Raw genomic sequence first — 15,492 nt, forward strand, 5'->3', positions numbered from 1 at the left:
GGGGCCGGGAGCACGGCCTGCCGCGCTTGCGCTTTTGCCGGCGCGCCCTATCTTGTCGGCTGAAAGAGAGTGATGATGAACGACGAGAAAGACCCGCAGGGCAACCCCTGGATCAAGAGCGCGATGATATGGGCCGGCGTCATCGTGGCGCTGCTCCTCTTCGTATCGCTGTTCGACAGCCGCACCGCTTCGACCGCGGGCACCGGCATCGCCTATTCCGAATTCCGCTCGAAGGTGCAGGAGGGCCAGGTCAAGGACGTCGCCATCGCGCCCAACAGGATCAGCGGCACGCTGTCGAGCGGGCAGAAATTCTCGACCGTTCCGGTCAACGATCCGGGCCTCACCGGCCTGCTGGACGACTATAACGTCAAATATTCGGGGCAGGCGGAAGAACAGCCGAGCTTCTGGATGATCCTCATCTACCAGTCGCTGCCGTTCCTGCTGATCTTAGGGATAGCCTTCTTCGTGCTGCGCCAGATGCAGAAGGGCGGCGGCGCGGGCGGGGCGATGGGCTTCGGCAAGTCCAAGGCCAAGCTGCTGACCGAAAAGCATGGCAAGGTGACGTTCGACGATGTCGCGGGCATCGACGAGGCGCGCGAGGAATTGCAGGAAATCGTCGAGTTCCTGAAGGACCCGACCAAATTTGCGCGATTGGGCGGCAAGATCCCCAAGGGCGCGCTGCTGGTCGGGTCGCCCGGCACCGGCAAGACGCTGCTGGCGCGCGCCATCGCGGGCGAGGCGGGTGTGCCCTTCTTCACCATTTCCGGCTCCGACTTCGTGGAAATGTTCGTCGGCGTGGGCGCGAGCCGCGTGCGCGACATGTTCGAACAGGCGAAGAAGAACGCGCCCTGCATCGTCTTCATCGACGAAATCGACGCGGTCGGCCGCCATCGCGGCGCGGGCCTTGGCAACGGCAATGACGAGCGCGAGCAGACGCTGAATCAGCTTCTGGTCGAAATGGACGGGTTCGAGGCGAACGAGGGCATCATCATCGTCGCGGCGACCAACCGCCCCGACGTGCTCGACCCCGCGCTGCTGCGTCCGGGCCGCTTCGACCGGCAGGTCGTGGTGCCGCGCCCCGACATCGAGGGCCGCGAGAAGATCCTCGCCGTCCACATGAAGAAGGTGCCGCTGGCGCCGGACGTGAACCCGCGCACCATCGCGCGCGGCACGCCGGGCTTTTCCGGCGCGGACCTCGCCAACCTCGTCAACGAAGCGGCGCTGATGGCCGCGCGCCGGGGCAAGCGCCTCGTCGCCATGGACGAGTTCGAGGCGGCGAAGGACAAGGTGATGATGGGCAGCGAACGCCGCTCGATGGTCATGACCGACGATGAAAAGAAGATGACCGCCTATCATGAGGCGGGCCACGCCATCGTCGCGGTCCATGAACCCGCGTCCGACCCGATCCACAAGGCGACGATCATCCCGCGCGGCCGTGCGCTGGGCATGGTGATGCGCCTGCCGGAGCGCGACAGCTACAGCTATCACCGCGACAAGATGCACGCCAACATGGCGGTCGCGATGGGCGGGCGCGTGGCGGAAGAGATCATCTTCGGCCATGACAAGGTGTCGAGCGGCGCATCGGGCGACATCCAGTATGCGACCAAGCTCGCCCGCGACATGGTGACGCAGTGGGGCATGTCCGACAAGCTCGGCCCGCTCCAGTACGAAGAACAGCAGGGCGAAACCTTCCTCGGCTATTCGCAGAGCCAGCGCGTCCATATGTCCGACGAAACCGCGAAGCTGATCGACGCGGAAATCCGCGGGCTGGTCGAGCAGGGCTATGCCCGCGCGCAGTCGATCCTCAAGGATCATGAGAACCAGTTGCACCTGCTCGCCAGCGCGATGCTGGAATATGAAACGCTGAGCGGCGAGGAGATCAAGACGCTGCTCGACAAGGGCGAGATCACCCGCGAGGACGGGACGACGATCAGGCCTTCGGCCATTCCGGCGGCGGGCAGCTCCATCCCCCGCACCCGCAAGCGCAAGGGTCCGTTCGGCGACCCGACGCCGCTGGGCGCGTGAGGCCGAAGCGAGCGTAAAAAACGAGAGGGCGGGGCCGGTGGCTCCGCCTTTTTCGTGGTGCGGGGGTGATGGAGGGGTGCGGGCAAGCGGTGATGCGATGGATCTGCCTTGAAGCGGACATCGTGGGCATGGACATGCGGTTAAGCATAGCCGGTGACGAACCGATATATCTCTGACGCTAAACGTCCTGCCAGACGAGCGATGGAATGAGGTTCGAGAACATGAAATTGACCCTGTGTGCGGTGATGCTGGCATCATTGGCAGTTCTGCCGAGCCAGGGCATGGCGCAGGCCGCCACATCGGATGGAGAGGTCTCGCACCAGGGCGTGCAACCCGTGGCAGTGTCGTCACGAGCGGAGGAGACAGTTTCAGGGATCAATGCGTTCTCGCTCGATCTCTACAGGCATATGCTCGCCGACGGGGGTAACCTGTTCCTGTCCCCGGCCAGCGTTTCGACCGCCGTTGCGCTCGCCTATCGGGGCGCTGCTGGCCGCACGGCCACGGAGCTTCGCAGCGTGCTGCACTATAACGCAGATCCGAAGGCCTATCTTCCGCTGAGCGCAGAAGCCTTCGCCGCCATAAGTCCTGTCGGCGAAGCCCGGACGCTCCAGATGGCCAACGCGATCTGGGTCCAGGACGGTTTGCCGCTGCACGTCGATTACCGTATGGATGTGCAGAAATATATGAGTGCCGGTCTGCACTACACCGATTTCCGCAAGGACCACGAAAAATCGAGAGTGGAGATCAACGCGTGGGTCGCGAAAGCGACAAGTGACCGCATCCGCGACCTGCTGGAACGGGACAAGGTCACAAAAGAAACGCGGACGGTCCTCGTCAACGCCATCTACTGGAAAGGGCGCTGGGCGTCGCCGTTCGATGCGAAACTGACCAGGACCGAACCATTTAGGAGGCTCGACGGCAAAAAGGCGCCGATGTTGCTCATGCAGCAACGCGGCCAGTTTGCCTCCCTGCATCGCGGTGGCGTGCAGGTCATTGACCTGCCCTATGCGGGGAGCAACATGGCGATGACGATATTCCTTCCCGGTGATCCTGAAGGATTTCGGAGGTTCGAGTCCGGGTTGACGGACAAAAAACTGTCCCGATGGCTGAACGACCTGCGATCGGCCCCCCTGCGCGACACGATCCTGACCATACCGCGCATGCATGCCGAATGGGGGATGGATTTGAAGGAGCCGTTGCACGACATGGGGGCGCCTACGCCGTTCAGCGACGCTGCGGACTTTTCTGGAATGGCTCCGTTGAAAGGCAGCGGGCCGGGTGCGGAGGGGCTGAAGATAACGCAAATCATCCATCAGGCCCGGCTGGATGTGGACGAATATGGGGCTGAGGCGGCCGCTTCGACCGCCGTGACTGGCGATATCATAAGTTCGGGCAGAAGGGGTCCGCCACCCCCGCCGCCGGTCGTTTTTCGCGCGGACAGGCCATTTTTCTATCTCCTCCGCGACAGGTCGAGCGGACTGATATTGTTCATGGGCCGCCATGTCATGACGAACGATCGCACAGACTGAGCCGAAGTCCGCGGTCCGCCGCCATCCCACCCCATTCCCCGCCCCCAACAAAAACCCCGCAGGGGGTCTGGTCCCGCGTCGCACAAGTGGTTACATGGGCCGCCACAAATCCCCCCGGATGCCGCCGACCGCCGGTGCGTCCGAAAGTAGAAAGTGGCTCGTTTCCATGGACATTCGCCTTGGCCTCACCTTTGACGACGTGCTGTTGCAGCCCGGCGAATCCGATGTGCTGCCGAGCCAGGCGGACACATCGACCTATGTGACCAAGGGCATCAGGCTCAACATCCCAATCCTGTCGTCCGCCATGGACACGGTGACGGAAGCCGACATGGCGATCGTCATGGCGCAACTCGGCGGGATCGGCGTGCTGCACCGGAACCTGACCGTCGAGGAACAGGCGGACGCCGTGCGCGCGGTCAAGCGGTTCGAAAGCGGCATGGTGGTCAATCCCATCACCATCCTGCCGACCGCCACGCTGGCCGACGCGCAGATGCTGATGCAGCGCCACAGGATCAGCGGCATTCCGGTCGTGGAACAGTCGGGCAAGCTGGTCGGCATCCTGACCCACCGCGACACGCGCTTTGCGGAGAACCCGGACCAGCCGGTCAGCGAGCTGATGACGAAGGACAATCTCGCCACGGTCAAGACGGGCGTCGGGCAGGAGGAGGCGCGGCGGCTGCTGCACCAGCGGCGGATCGAGAAGCTGCTGGTGGTGGACGAGGCCTATCACTGCGTCGGCCTCATTACGGTCAAGGACATAGAGAAAGCCGTCACCTATCCGCAGGCGACGAAGGACGATGCGGGCCGCCTGCGCGTCGCCGCCGCCACCACGGTGGGCGAAAAGGGGCTGGAGCGCAGCAAGGCGCTGATCGACGCGGAGTGCGACCTGATCGTCATCGACACCGCGCACGGCCACAGCAAACAGGTCGCCGTCGCGGTCGAGGCGGTGAAGAAGCTGTCCAACCATGTGCAGGTTGTCGCGGGCAATGTCGCAACCGCCGAAGCGACCAAGGCGCTGATCGGCGCGGGGGCGGACTGCGTGAAGGTCGGCATCGGGCCGGGGTCCATCTGCACCACGCGCGTGGTCGCGGGCGTCGGCGTGCCGCAGCTCACCGCCGTGATGGATTCGGCCGAAGAGGCCGCGAAGCAGGGCGTGCCGGTGATCGCCGATGGCGGGCTGCGCACCAGCGGCGACGTGGCCAAGGCGCTGGCGGCGGGCGCGGGATGCGTGATGGTGGGATCGCTGCTGGCGGGCACGGCGGAAGCGCCGGGCGAAACCTTCCTCTATCAGGGCCGCGCCTATAAAAGCTATCGCGGCATGGGCAGCGTCGGCGCGATGGCGCGGGGCAGCGCCGACCGCTATTTCCAGGCGGACATCAAGGACCAGATGAAGCTGGTGCCCGAAGGGATCGAGGGGCAGGTGCCGTTCAAGGGACCGGCCAAGGATGTGATCCATCAGCTTGTCGGCGGCGTGAAGGCGGCGATGGGCTATACCGGCAGCGCGACGATCAAGGATTTGCAGGAACGCGCGCGCTTCGTGCAGATCACCAATGCGGGCCTGTCCGAAAGCCATGTCCACGATGTCACCATCACGCGGGAAGCGCCCAATTATCCGACGCGGTAAATCCTCCCCGGCACGGGGAGGGGGACCAGCCGCAGGCTGGTGGAGGGGCAGGTCCGGCCTGTCCTGCCTCAGCCTGAGTGGGTCTGGCCGCCCGCGCCCCTCCACCACCCGCCTCCCCGTGCCGGGGAGGATATGACCCCCGCCGCGCGCATTCAGGCGGCTATCGACCTGCTGGACGCGATCATCGCGTCGGCGCGCGATGGCGGGCCTGCGGCGGACACGCTGATCGCGCGCTATTTCAAGGAGCGGCGCTATGCCGGGTCGCGCGACCGGCGGGCGGTGCGCGACCATGTTTATGACGCGATCCGGCGCGCGGGCGAGCGGCCGGAGACGGGCCGCGCGGCGATGATCGGCCTTGCGGGCGAACGCCCCGAGATCGCGGCGCTGTTCGACGGGTCGGTGCATGGGCCGCTGCCCATCGAGCCGGGCGAAGAGGGCGCTGTGGCGGGCGCAGTGCCGGGCTGGATCGCGCCGCTGCTGGCGCCTGCGGTGGAGCAGGAGGCGCTGCTGGGCCGCGCGCCGGTGGACCTGCGCGTCAACCGGCTGAAGGCCGAACCCGCCGGTGTCGCACCGCTGTTTCCCGAAGCGGAGGCGGTGGCGGGCCTGCCCGACGCGCTGCGCCTGCCCGAAGGCTTTCCGGTCGAGCAGTCGGCGGCGTGGAAGGACGGGCTTGTCGAAGTGCAGGATGCGGGCAGCCAGTGGATCGTCGCCGCCTGCGATGCGCGTCCGGGCGCGACGGTGGTGGACCTCTGCGCCGGTGCGGGCGGCAAGACGCTGGCGATGGCTGCCGCGATGCGGGGGCAGGGCAGGCTGGTGGCGGCGGACACGATCCGCTCGCGCCTCGCCCGGCTGGAACCGCGGGCGGAGCGGGCGGGGGCGACGTTCGTCGAAACGCTGCTGCTGGATCAGGCGCATGAAGCGCGCGGGCTGGCGGACCTTGCCGGGCAGGCGGATGTCGTGCTGGTCGATGCGCCCTGTTCGGGCACGGGGACATGGCGGCGCAATCCCGAGGCGCGCTGGCGGCTGACGCCGCAGCGGCTCGACCGGCTGGTGGCGGAACAGGCGCGCATCCTCTATTTCGCCGCGCCGCTGGTGGCGCCGGGCGGCTGGCTCGTCTATGCTACCTGTGCGCTGACCGATTATGAGGGGAGGGGGCAGGTGGACGCGTTTCTGAGCCGCCATCCGGGCTGGACGCCCGAACCGCTGGCGCTGCCTGCCGGGCGGGCGCACGGGGCGGGATGGCTGCTGACGCCGGGGCATGACGGGACGGACGGGTTCTTCTTCGCGCGGATGCGGCGGGAGGCGGCCTAATCAGCCATGGACAAGCGCGTGCAAAATGGCGAGGATCGGGAATCAACGCCTGAAACATGGCTGGAGTTATTGATGCGTTTCACCCCTGCTTCCATCGCGCTCGCCGCCGTCCTTGCCACCGTGTCCAGCATGGGCCTGTCGCAGAAGCCCGACAACCAGATCAATCCGCAGTCGATCCAGTGGCAGAAGGCCGGGGAAGCCGCGCGCCGCGCGGGCAACCTCAACGGCGCCACCGACGCGCTGGAAAGCGCGCTGGCGGTCGATCCCCGCAACCGGGCGGCCTATGTCGAACTGGCCGAAGTCGCGCGGGCGCAGGGGCTTCAGGGCAAGGCGATCCGGCTCTACAAGGAAGCGCTGCTGCTCGACCCCACCGATGTCGTGGCGCTGGCGGGCCAGGGCGAGGCGATGATGGAGAAGGGCGCGGTCGCGCGCGCGAAGGACGTGCTGGCGCAGGCGCAGAAGCTGTGCAAGGCCGATTGCGCGCCGGTCGCCCACCTGTCCGCCGCCATCGCCAAGGGGCCGCCCGCCGTCGCGATGACCGACAAGGTGCCGCCCGCGCCCAACAAGGCGCCGACCGAGACGCCCTGATCCGCGTTCAGGCCCCTCCCTCGCGCCACTGGCCGGGGGCGATGCCTTCCACCGTCCATTCGCCGACCGCCCAGCGCACGAGGCGCAGCGTGGGGAAGCCCACCGCCGCGGTCATGCGCCGCACCTGCCGGTTGCGGCCTTCGGCGATGGTGAGGCGCAGCCAGCTATCGGGCACGGTCTGGCGCACGCGGATCGGCGGGTCGCGCGGCCACAGCGCCGGCGGGTCGATGCGGTCGGCCTGCGCGGGGCGGGTGGGGCCGTCTTTCAGCAGCACGCCGCCGCGCAGGGCCGCGAGCGCTTCGTCGCTGACGATCCCCTCCACCTGCGCCAGATAGGTTTTGGGCAGCTTGAACTTCGGGTCGGCGATGCGGGACTGGAGCCGCCCGTCGTCGGTCAGCAGCAGCAGCCCCTCGCTGTCGCGGTCGAGCCGCCCGGCGGGATAGACGCCGGGCACGGCGATGCAATCGGACAGGGTGGCGCGGGCCGTGGGGCTGTTCCGGTCGGTGAACTGGGACAGCATGTCATAGGGTTTGTTGAAGAGGATCAGGCGGGGCATGGGCGGCCCCGTTTAGCCGCATGGACGGGCAAAAGTCGAGCAACGCCGACCGTCATCCTCCCCTGGCAGGGGAGGTGGCGCGCGCGCAGCGCGTGACGGAGGGGTGTCGTCCTTTCGAGAGCGGGATACCCCTCCACCGGCTTCGCCGGTCCCCCTCCCCTTGCAGGGGAGGAACCTAAGCGCTCAAGATCCGCGCGATTTCGACAAACTCCTCGACCGTCACGGTTTCGGCGCGGCGTTGCGGGTCGATGGCGAGGGTCGCGAGGGCGTCCAGCGCGCCGGGCAGCCGCTTGAGGCTCTGGCGCAGCATCTTGCGGCGCTGGCCGAAGGCGGCGGCGGTGAGGCGTTCGAGATGTTTCAGGATCACGCCTTCGGGCGCTGACTTGGGGGTGATGTGGACCACCGCCGACATGACCTTGGGCGGCGGGGTGAAGGCGCTGCGGTGGACCTTCATCGCGATGCGCGCGTCGCTGCGCCACTGGGACAGGACGGCGAGGCGGCCATAATGGTCGGTGCCCGGCTTTGCGACGATGCGTTCGGCGACCTCCATCTGGAACATCAGCGTCAGCGTCGCCCACCATGGCAGCGGCGACCAGTCGGCGGAGAGCCAGCCGACGAGCAGGGGCGTGCCGACATTATAGGGGAGGTTGGCGATGATATGCGCGCCCGTCCCCGCCTCGGCGTGCGCGTCGACCTGCATCGCGTCGCCCGAAATGACGCGGAGCTGGCCGGGGAACGCCTCCTGCAATTCGGCGAGCGCGGGCAGGCAGCGCCCGTCCCGCTCCACTGCGACGAGCTTCGCGCCCGCGCGCAGGATCGCGCGGGTCAGGCCGCCGGGACCGGGGCCGACCTCGAAGGCGGGCTGGCCGTCGAGCGGGCCGGGGATGGCGGCGATGCGGTCCAGCAACTGTTCGTCGAGCAGGAAATTCTGCCCCAGCGCCTTGCTGGCGTTAAGGCCGTGGCGGGCGATCACTTCGCGCAGCGGCGGCAGCGCCGGGCGGCTGTCAGCCATGGGCGAGGCGGGCGCGGGCGGATTCGGCGGCCATCCTGAGCGCGGCCATCATCGCGCCGGGATTGGCGCTGTCGGTCCCCGCGATACCGAAGGCGGTGCCATGATCGGGCGAGGTGCGCACGATGGGCAGGCCAAGCGTGATATTGACGCCCTCGTCGAAATTCAGCGTCTTGATCGGGATCAGCGCCTGATCGTGATACATGCAGAGCGCGGCATCGTAGGTTTCGCGCGCGCGGGCGTGGAACATGCCATCGGGCGAGAGCGGCCCGACGATGTCCAGCCCTTCGGCGCGGAGCTGTTCGACGGCGGGGCGGATCACGTCCACTTCCTCGCGGCCTAGCGCGCCATTCTCGCCCGCATGGGGGTTGAGGCCCGCGACGGCGAGGCGGGGGCGGGCGATGCCGAAATTGCGTTGCAGCCCCTTCGCCGTGGTGAGCGCGCGGGCGCGGATGAGGTCCACGGTGAGCGCGGCGGACACATCGGCCAGAGGGATGTGGATGGTGATCGGCACGACCTTGAGCGAGGGGCCGGCCAGCATCATGACGGCATTATGGGCGGAAACGCCGCAGCGTTCGGCGATGAATTCGGTCTGGCCCGGATGGGTGAAGCCGACGCCGTAAAGCTGTTCCTTGCCCACCGGCGCGGTGACGATGCCGGCGGCGGACCCCTGCCGCGCGAGGCCGACCGCGACTTCGAGCGACTGGAAAGCGGTGAGCGCGCCGTCCTGCGTCGGCGTGCCGGGGGTGACGGGATGGCTGTCGCCGACCTGAAGCACGGGCAGCGCGTCGGGAAAGACGGCGGCCGCCTGCGCGGGCGTTTCGATAAGCTGGACGGGGCCGAGCCACACTGCGCGCAGGGCCGCAATGTCGCCGACCGCGAAGAAGGGCGGCAGGCCGCGCGCTTCGCGCATCACCCAGCTTTTGGCGGTGATTTCCGGCCCGATGCCCGCCGGATCGCCGAGTGGAACGGCGAAGGGAACGGGGTCGGGCCGGGCGGGGTCAGTTATATTCGATGACGGCATCACGGCGAAGGTCGCGCAGGTAGATGCGCGCGCGCTTGTTAACTCGTTCTTCCTCAAGCTGGGCCTGAATCTGTTCGGCGTCGGGCGCATTGGCGGAAGCGGGATCGTCCCGCCCGCACACCACGAGCACGCGCACGCCGTCGGTGATCGAACCGAAGGGCGGAGTCGATTCGCCGACCTGAAGGTTCAGCAGGATGTCCTGCAACTGGGGCGGCAGGTCGCGCACCTTCACATTGTCGTTGTCGACCACGTCCGCGCCGATCTTCGCGCCGATCTCGTTGGCCTGACCGCAGCCCTTGATTTCCTTGATGGCGGTGGCGAAGGCGGCGGCCTTGGCGCTCGCCTGTTCCTTCGTCGTGCCCTGCGGGAAGAGGACCGAGAGCTGCTTGAGGCTGAGCAGCGAATCGCGCGGATCGGCGGTCAGCACCTTGCGCTTGTCCATGACGTAGAGGATCGACACGCCGCCCACGGTTTCGATGGGACCGGCGATCTGGCCGACCTGCATTTCGGTCGCGGCCTGCGCCAGTTCGGCGGGAAGCTGCGCAGGGCGAATCCAGCCGAGGTCGCCGCCGACCGCCGCCGTCGACGCTTCGGAAAACTGGCGGGCATAGGCGGGGAAGCTGCCGCCCTTCTGGATCTGTTCGATGATGTTGCGCGCGTTGGCGATGATCTGCGGGCGGTTTTCCGGCGTCGAGGAGAGATAGATTTCGCCGATGCGGAATTCGTCGCTGCCCTTGGCGGCGTTGAGCCGGTCGACGACCGACTTCACCTCTTCCTCCGACACGTTGACGAAGGGCTGGATGTTGCGGCGGAGCAGGCGGCTCCAGGCCAGTTCGCCCTCGATCTGGCGCTTGATGCTGGCGGGCGCGCTGCCCCGTTCGCGCAGATAGGCGTCGAACTGGCCGGGCGACTGGCGGAAATTGCCCGCGACCCGCTCATAGCTCTGGTTCACTTCTTCCGGCGCGATCTTGATGTCGTTGGCGGCGGCTTCCTGAATCTGGAGCGTTTCGTCGATCAGGTTGCGCAGCACCTGCACGCGCAGCCGCTCCTTTTCATCGTCCGACACCTTCCCGCCATTGGCGGTGATGATGAGGGCGAGCCGCTGGTCCACGTCCGTGCCGGTGATGATGCGGCCGTTGACGATGGCGGTCGCCTTGCGGACGTTGGGATCGCTCTTGCCGAAGACGGTGAGGTCTTTGGGCAGGTTGAGCTGCTGGGACGCGAAGTCCTGATCATCATCGACCGTCTGCGCACGCAGGGGCGCGAGGCCCGATCCGACCAGCACCGAGGAGAGGAGCAGCATGTTCAGGCCCGGACGGACGCCGCGGACGAGGCGGCGGGGCGAGAAGGGGGCAGGCAGCATCTTGCGCAATCATCTCCAATCGGGGTTCGAAGCGTCATGCCCCGGTCCGCCTTAACCGCCCCTGACGGGGGCGGGTGCCTGTTCCTTATATGCCAATATTGCGGAAAGCTAGACGAAGCTGGAAGCTGTTGCCCCTGCGGGCGTCGCCATTGGCCTGATAGTTGCGGACCCAGGTGAAGCCCAGCGTCAGGCAGTCGTCCTCATAAGCGACGCCGAGGCGGTGGCGCACGGGCTGATAGCCGTCCGCCATGCTGACCGGGTCTTCCTTCTTGTCGGTGAGGTCGATGACGGTGGAGCCGAACACCGACCAGAAGCGGGCGAACTGCGCGCGCGCGCCGACGCGCAGTTCCTCGCGGTCCTGAAGGTCTTCCAGATTGGCGAGCGCGTTGCGGTTGAGGCGGAGATAGCCGACCATGACATAGGTGCTGCGGCTGCCCACGGTCGCGTCGATTTCATTGCGGCGCACGGCGAGGCTGCCCTTGTCCAGCCGGTAGCGGTGCGTCAGGCTGACGAAATTGCGGTAGCGGATGGTGGTGCGCCCGACGATGTCGGAAAATTTGCCCGACAGGCCGGTGCCGTCGGGCAGGATGCTTTCGCGGCTGTTGAGGCGATAGCTCTGGCCGACGACCGCCTGCACCGAAAAATGCGGCAGGTCGAGACCATATTCGAGGCCATAGGTAGCGCGCGAACTGTCCTCGAACCGGTCATATCCCGCGAAGCGGTTCAGGGCGAAGAGGTTGCTGTCTTCCAGATCGACGGCGCGGGCGTCTTCATTGGGAAGGCGCAGGTTGGCGAGGCGCGGCGCGGCGACGATCTGGACGCGCGGGGCGATGCGCTGCACGCCGCCGAACGCTTCGCCCATGAACGGCCAGCGCATGTCCACCGCCGCTGCCGCGATGCCGCGCGCCTGCCAGCCCGGCTCGCCCGCATAGGCGGGGATCGGGTTCTGGAGCGCGTCGTTGCTGTGATAGACATCGCCGCGCAGATAGCCGGTGAAGGTGACTTCCTGCCCCAGCCCGGTGAGCTTGCGCAGGTTCCATTCGGCGGCGGCGAAGGCGCGCTGCGTGTCCTGCCCGTCGGTGCGGGTGATGGCGAGCGTGTTCGCCTGAAGCTGGACCACGCCGCCCAGCCACGGGTCGGTCAGCCGCAGGCGATAGTCGAGCACCGGCAGCGCGATCGGCTGCTGCCCCTGCGAATCGCCCTGACGCAGCGTCTGGACCGCCCAGCCGCGCAGCGAGAAATAGCTGTTTTCGCCGATCCGCTGCACGCCGACGGTGTTGCGCAGCCGGTCGTCGCGGCTGATGTCGTAGCGGCGCAGGAAGGTGCGGTCGGTCGTGACCCGGATCGAGCCGTCGACGCTCCATTCGGGCGTCAGTTGCATCGTGCCGCTGGCGTCGAGATGGGCGCGGATTCCCTGTTGCGAATTGGCGTCGGGGTCGAGACCGCTGATGCCCAGGCGCCGTCCGTAAGTGGCGTAGCCCGTGATCTGGTAGGCGCCCCGATCGTAGAGATGGCGGAAATTGCCCTCCATCATCGGCAGCACCTTCGAATAGACGTGCGGCGTGATGGTGAGATCGCGGTTGGGCGCGAGCTTCATATAATAAGGCAGCGCCACTTCGAAGCCGTTGTTGCGGTCGTAGCGGATGTTGGGGACCAGCAGCCCGCTGCCGCCGCCCTCGCCCGCCGGGTGCGACAGGCCGGGGAGCGGGATGAGCGGCAGGCCGAACAGTTCGACATTGGCGTTGGTGTAGGTGACGCGCTGGCGCACGGGGTCGTAGACCACCTTGACCGCGTTGATCTGCCAGGTGGGTTCCTTGGGGCAGCCGTCGCTGTCCTCGACCGAGCAGCCGGTATAGGCGGCGCGGTTGAGCGTATAGACGCCGTTGACCCGCGTGCCCTTCACCGCCGCGAGCCGTCCGCCCGACTGGAGCACCAGCAGCATATTGTCGACTGCGCCGTCCTTCAGCGAATCCGTCACGTCGAAACGGTCGCCATAGGCGATATTGCCGTCGGGATCGGTGACGGAGACATTGCCCTGCGCCTCCACCTTGCCCGTGGTGCGGTTCCACACCACACGGTCGGCGCGCAGGCGGTTGCCGTCACGCAGCAACTGGACGCTGCCGCTGGCGGTCACGATTTCGGCGTTGCTGTCATATTGAAGCTGGTCGGCGGCGAACCCGATCTGGTCGTCGCCCGCCGGGACTGGCGCGTCGGGCGCGCTGACAGGAGTCGCCGGTTCGTTGAGATTGGGCTGCGGCGACCTGTCCTGCGCGCGGGCGTGCGGCGCGAGTCCGAGCGCCGCACCGGCCAGAAGAGCGGCGCGCAGGGCGGGGGAGAAGGGGGCGTTTGGCAAGCGAAGGCCTTATCGTCGGGCGTATCTGACCTCCGCCTATCGCAGAGAGGGTGGCTCCGCAATCGCTGCTGATCCTGCGGACAGGGCAAAATCGGTCGAACGGCCTTTGCCACGGCGGGAAAGCCGCACTATCTGGCAAGCTGAGAGTGCGGCGTCCTGCCGCTCCTGTGACAGGCCGACAAGAGGATAACAGCCCGATGGACATTCGTTTCGCCCCGACCCGCCCCGATGCCGATACGCTGGTCCTTGCCGTGCAGAAGGGCTTTGGCGCGCTGCCGCTGGCGGCGGCGGCGACCCTGAGCGCGGGTGCGGCCGCTTCGCGCTTCACGGGCGAGACGGGGACGAGCTTCGAGAGCTTCGTTGAGGAAGGCGGCAAAACGCTGCGCGTGCTGCTGCTGGGCACAGGCGCGGGCAGCGCGCAGGACATGGAGAAGGCGGGCGCGGCGCTGACGGCGAAGCTCGCCACCAGCGGCGCGGCGCACGCGGCGGTCGAGTTCGTCGGCGGGGCGAGCGGTGCGCTGGCCGCCGCGCTGGCGTTCGGCGTCAGGCTGCGCGGCTGGCGCATCGACACCTATCGCACGAAGCTGAGCGAGAAGGCGAAGCCCACGCTCCAGACCGTGACGCTGGTGGCGCAGGACGCCGATGCGGCATGGCAGGCGCAGGACGCCGTCGCGCAGGGCGTCGCCTTCACCCGCGAACTGGTGTCGGAACCGGCGAACATCCTCTATCCCGAAAGCTTCGTGGAGCGGTGCCGGCACCTTGCCGACCTTGGCGTCAGGATCACCGTGCTCGACCGGGCGGCGATGACGGAACTGGGCATGGGATCGCTGCTGGGCGTGGCTCAAGGGTCGCCCCGCGAGGCGCGGCTGCTGGCGATGGAATGGGACGGCACCGGCGGCTCCAGCGAAAAGCCGGTGGTGTTCGTGGGCAAGGGCGTGACCTTCGACACCGGCGGCATTTCGCTGAAACCCGGCGCGGGCATGGAAGACATGAAGTGGGACATGGGCGGCGCGGGCGCGGTCGCGGGCGCGATGAAGGCGCTGGCGGGGCGCAAGGCGAAGGCGCGGGTCGTGGGCATCTGCGGCCTTGTCGAAAATATGCCCGACGGCAATGCGCAGCGGCCCGGCGACATCGTCACATCCATGTCCGGCCAGACCATCGAGGTGCTCAATACCGACGCGGAAGGGCGGCTGGTGCTGTGCGATGCGCTGACATGGGCGCAGCGGACCTACAGCCCGGAGGTGATCGTCGATCTCGCCACGCTGACCGGCGCGATGATCGTGGCGCTGGGCAATGAATATGCGGGCATTTTCTCCAACGATGACGGGCTTGCGGGCGACCTGATCGCGGCGGGGCAGGCGGTGGGCGATCCGCTGTGGCGCTTCCCGCTGTCGCCCGCCTACGACAAGCTGATCGACAGCCCCATCGCCGACATGAAGAATATCGGGCCGCGCTATGCCGGGTCGATCACGGCGGCGCAGTTCCTGAAGCGCTTCATCGACGAAGGCGTCAAATGGGCGCATCTCGACATCGCGGGCATGGTGTGGGCCGACAAGCCGGGCGGCACCTGGGACAAGGGCGCGACCGGCTATGGCGTGCGCCTGATCGACCGCTTCGTCGCGGACCATTACGAACGCTGATGCAGGTCGATTTCTACCAGCTCAGCCGCGATCCCGTGGAACAGGTGCTGCCCGTCATCGCGGCGCGGGTGCTGGACCTCGGGCAGCGGCTGCTGGTGGTGGCGGGTGAGGGCGAGCGGCTGGAGCGCATCTCGCAGGGGTTGTGGGCCGGGCCGCCGGAAAGCTTCCTCGCCCATGGCCGCGCGGGCGAGGCAGGGCAGGCGGTGCAGCCGATCCTGCTGAGCGAAAGCTGCGCGGCGGCGAACGGGGCGCGGCATGTGGCGCTGGCCGACGGGGTGTGGCGCGACGAGGCGCTGGGCTTCGAGCGGGCCTTCTATTTCTTCGACGCCGACACGATCGACGGCGCGCGGTCAAGCTGGCGCGCGCTGAGCAAGGCGGACGGCGTGGAACCGCGCTTCTGGCGGCAGGAAGGCCGCAAGTGGGTGCAGGGGCCGTAGGGGTGGTGTGCTGATGGGCATTCGCGGAAATGT

12 protein-coding genes are annotated in these 15,492 nt (G+C 67.6%); 7 read left to right on the plus strand and 5 right to left on the minus strand.

Features of this window, described 5'->3' with window-relative positions:
* The first annotated feature begins 75 nt into the window (after positions 1–75).
* The 5 genes from ftsH (at position 76) to SAMIE_RS01300 (ending at position 7,077) form a co-directional block, all read left to right on the plus strand.
* A complete protein-coding gene (ftsH, locus tag SAMIE_RS01280; RefSeq protein WP_066701461.1) occupies positions 76–2,025 on the plus strand; it encodes an ATP-dependent zinc metalloprotease FtsH in 1,950 nt (649 codons plus the stop codon).
* Between the two features lie 221 nt (positions 2,026–2,246).
* The gene (locus tag SAMIE_RS01285; RefSeq protein ID WP_066701459.1) at positions 2,247–3,554 is read left to right on the plus strand and encodes a serpin family protein; all 1,308 of its coding nucleotides are present in this window, start codon (positions 2,247–2,249) and stop codon (positions 3,552–3,554) included.
* A 166-nt stretch (positions 3,555–3,720) separates the two neighbouring features.
* Entirely contained in the window at positions 3,721–5,178 is a 1,458-nt protein-coding gene (guaB, locus tag SAMIE_RS01290) for an IMP dehydrogenase (protein WP_066701457.1), read from the plus strand.
* A gap of 132 nt (positions 5,179–5,310) precedes the next feature.
* Positions 5,311–6,489 (plus strand): RsmB/NOP family class I SAM-dependent RNA methyltransferase, encoded by a 1,179-nt coding sequence (locus SAMIE_RS01295; RefSeq protein WP_066701455.1) that lies wholly within the window; start codon positions 5,311–5,313, stop codon positions 6,487–6,489.
* Positions 6,490–6,561: 72 nt separating this feature from the next.
* Positions 6,562–7,077, plus strand: a complete 516-nt coding sequence (locus tag SAMIE_RS01300; RefSeq protein ID WP_066701541.1) for a tetratricopeptide repeat protein — start codon at positions 6,562–6,564, stop codon at positions 7,075–7,077.
* A 7-nt stretch (positions 7,078–7,084) separates the two neighbouring features.
* On the opposite strand, the gene SAMIE_RS01305 is transcribed toward SAMIE_RS01300, so the two are convergent.
* The 5 genes from SAMIE_RS01305 to SAMIE_RS01325 all read right to left on the minus strand — a co-directional run bounded on the left by SAMIE_RS01305 (position 7,085) and on the right by SAMIE_RS01325 (position 13,355).
* Positions 7,085–7,633 carry a pseudouridine synthase gene (locus SAMIE_RS01305; protein WP_066701454.1) on the minus strand — a complete coding sequence of 183 codons (549 nt, stop codon included), beginning with the start codon at positions 7,631–7,633 and terminating at the stop codon, positions 7,085–7,087.
* Between the two features lie 175 nt (positions 7,634–7,808).
* Complete coding sequence (rsmA, locus tag SAMIE_RS01310) at positions 7,809–8,645, minus strand: 16S rRNA (adenine(1518)-N(6)/adenine(1519)-N(6))-dimethyltransferase RsmA (RefSeq protein WP_066700873.1); 837 nt, start codon at positions 8,643–8,645, stop codon at positions 7,809–7,811.
* Entirely contained in the window at positions 8,638–9,666 is a 1,029-nt protein-coding gene (pdxA, locus tag SAMIE_RS01315; RefSeq protein WP_066700872.1) for a 4-hydroxythreonine-4-phosphate dehydrogenase PdxA, read from the minus strand. The genes rsmA and pdxA overlap by 8 nt, the downstream gene beginning before the upstream one ends.
* Entirely contained in the window at positions 9,644–11,029 is a 1,386-nt protein-coding gene (locus SAMIE_RS01320) for a peptidylprolyl isomerase (protein ID WP_066700871.1), read from the minus strand. Before SAMIE_RS01320 ends, pdxA begins: the two co-directional genes overlap by 23 nt.
* Positions 11,030–11,114: 85 nt before the next feature.
* A complete protein-coding gene (locus SAMIE_RS01325; RefSeq protein ID WP_066700884.1) occupies positions 11,115–13,355 on the minus strand; it encodes an LPS-assembly protein LptD in 2,241 nt (746 codons plus the stop codon).
* Between the two features lie 224 nt (positions 13,356–13,579).
* Between SAMIE_RS01325 and SAMIE_RS01330 the strand changes: the two genes are divergently transcribed.
* Positions 13,580–15,022, plus strand: coding sequence for a leucyl aminopeptidase (locus SAMIE_RS01330; RefSeq protein WP_066700870.1), 1,443 nt, complete (start codon positions 13,580–13,582; stop codon positions 15,020–15,022).
* The gene (locus SAMIE_RS01335; protein ID WP_066700869.1) at positions 15,022–15,459 is read left to right on the plus strand and encodes a DNA polymerase III subunit chi; all 438 of its coding nucleotides are present in this window, start codon (positions 15,022–15,024) and stop codon (positions 15,457–15,459) included. The genes SAMIE_RS01330 and SAMIE_RS01335 overlap by 1 nt, the downstream gene beginning before the upstream one ends.
* Positions 15,460–15,492 lie beyond the last annotated feature (33 nt).

Origin of the sequence: Sphingobium amiense, from assembly GCF_003967075.1 — a bacterium.
In the GTDB taxonomy this organism is placed as follows: domain Bacteria; phylum Pseudomonadota; class Alphaproteobacteria; order Sphingomonadales; family Sphingomonadaceae; genus Sphingobium; species Sphingobium amiense.

Excerpts from the sequence above, each read along its gene's own strand:
- ftsH (WP_066701461.1), top strand. The coding sequence starts at position 76 with ATGAACGACGAGAAAGACCCGCAGGGCAACCCCTGGATCAAGAGCGCG.
- SAMIE_RS01285 (WP_066701459.1), top strand. The coding sequence starts at position 2,247 with ATGAAATTGACCCTGTGTGCGGTGATGCTGGCATCATTGGCAGTTCTG.
- guaB (WP_066701457.1), top strand. The coding sequence starts at position 3,721 with ATGGACATTCGCCTTGGCCTCACCTTTGACGACGTGCTGTTGCAGCCC.
- SAMIE_RS01295 (WP_066701455.1), top strand. The coding sequence starts at position 5,311 with ATGACCCCCGCCGCGCGCATTCAGGCGGCTATCGACCTGCTGGACGCG.
- SAMIE_RS01300 (WP_066701541.1), top strand. The coding sequence starts at position 6,562 with ATGCGTTTCACCCCTGCTTCCATCGCGCTCGCCGCCGTCCTTGCCACC.
- SAMIE_RS01305 (WP_066701454.1), bottom strand. The coding sequence starts at position 7,633 with ATGCCCCGCCTGATCCTCTTCAACAAACCCTATGACATGCTGTCCCAG.
- rsmA (WP_066700873.1), bottom strand. The coding sequence starts at position 8,645 with ATGGCTGACAGCCGCCCGGCGCTGCCGCCGCTGCGCGAAGTGATCGCC.
- pdxA (WP_066700872.1), bottom strand. The coding sequence starts at position 9,666 with ATGCCGTCATCGAATATAACTGACCCCGCCCGGCCCGACCCCGTTCCC.
- SAMIE_RS01320 (WP_066700871.1), bottom strand. The coding sequence starts at position 11,029 with ATGCTGCCTGCCCCCTTCTCGCCCCGCCGCCTCGTCCGCGGCGTCCGT.
- SAMIE_RS01330 (WP_066700870.1), top strand. The coding sequence starts at position 13,580 with ATGGACATTCGTTTCGCCCCGACCCGCCCCGATGCCGATACGCTGGTC.
- SAMIE_RS01335 (WP_066700869.1), top strand. The coding sequence starts at position 15,022 with ATGCAGGTCGATTTCTACCAGCTCAGCCGCGATCCCGTGGAACAGGTG.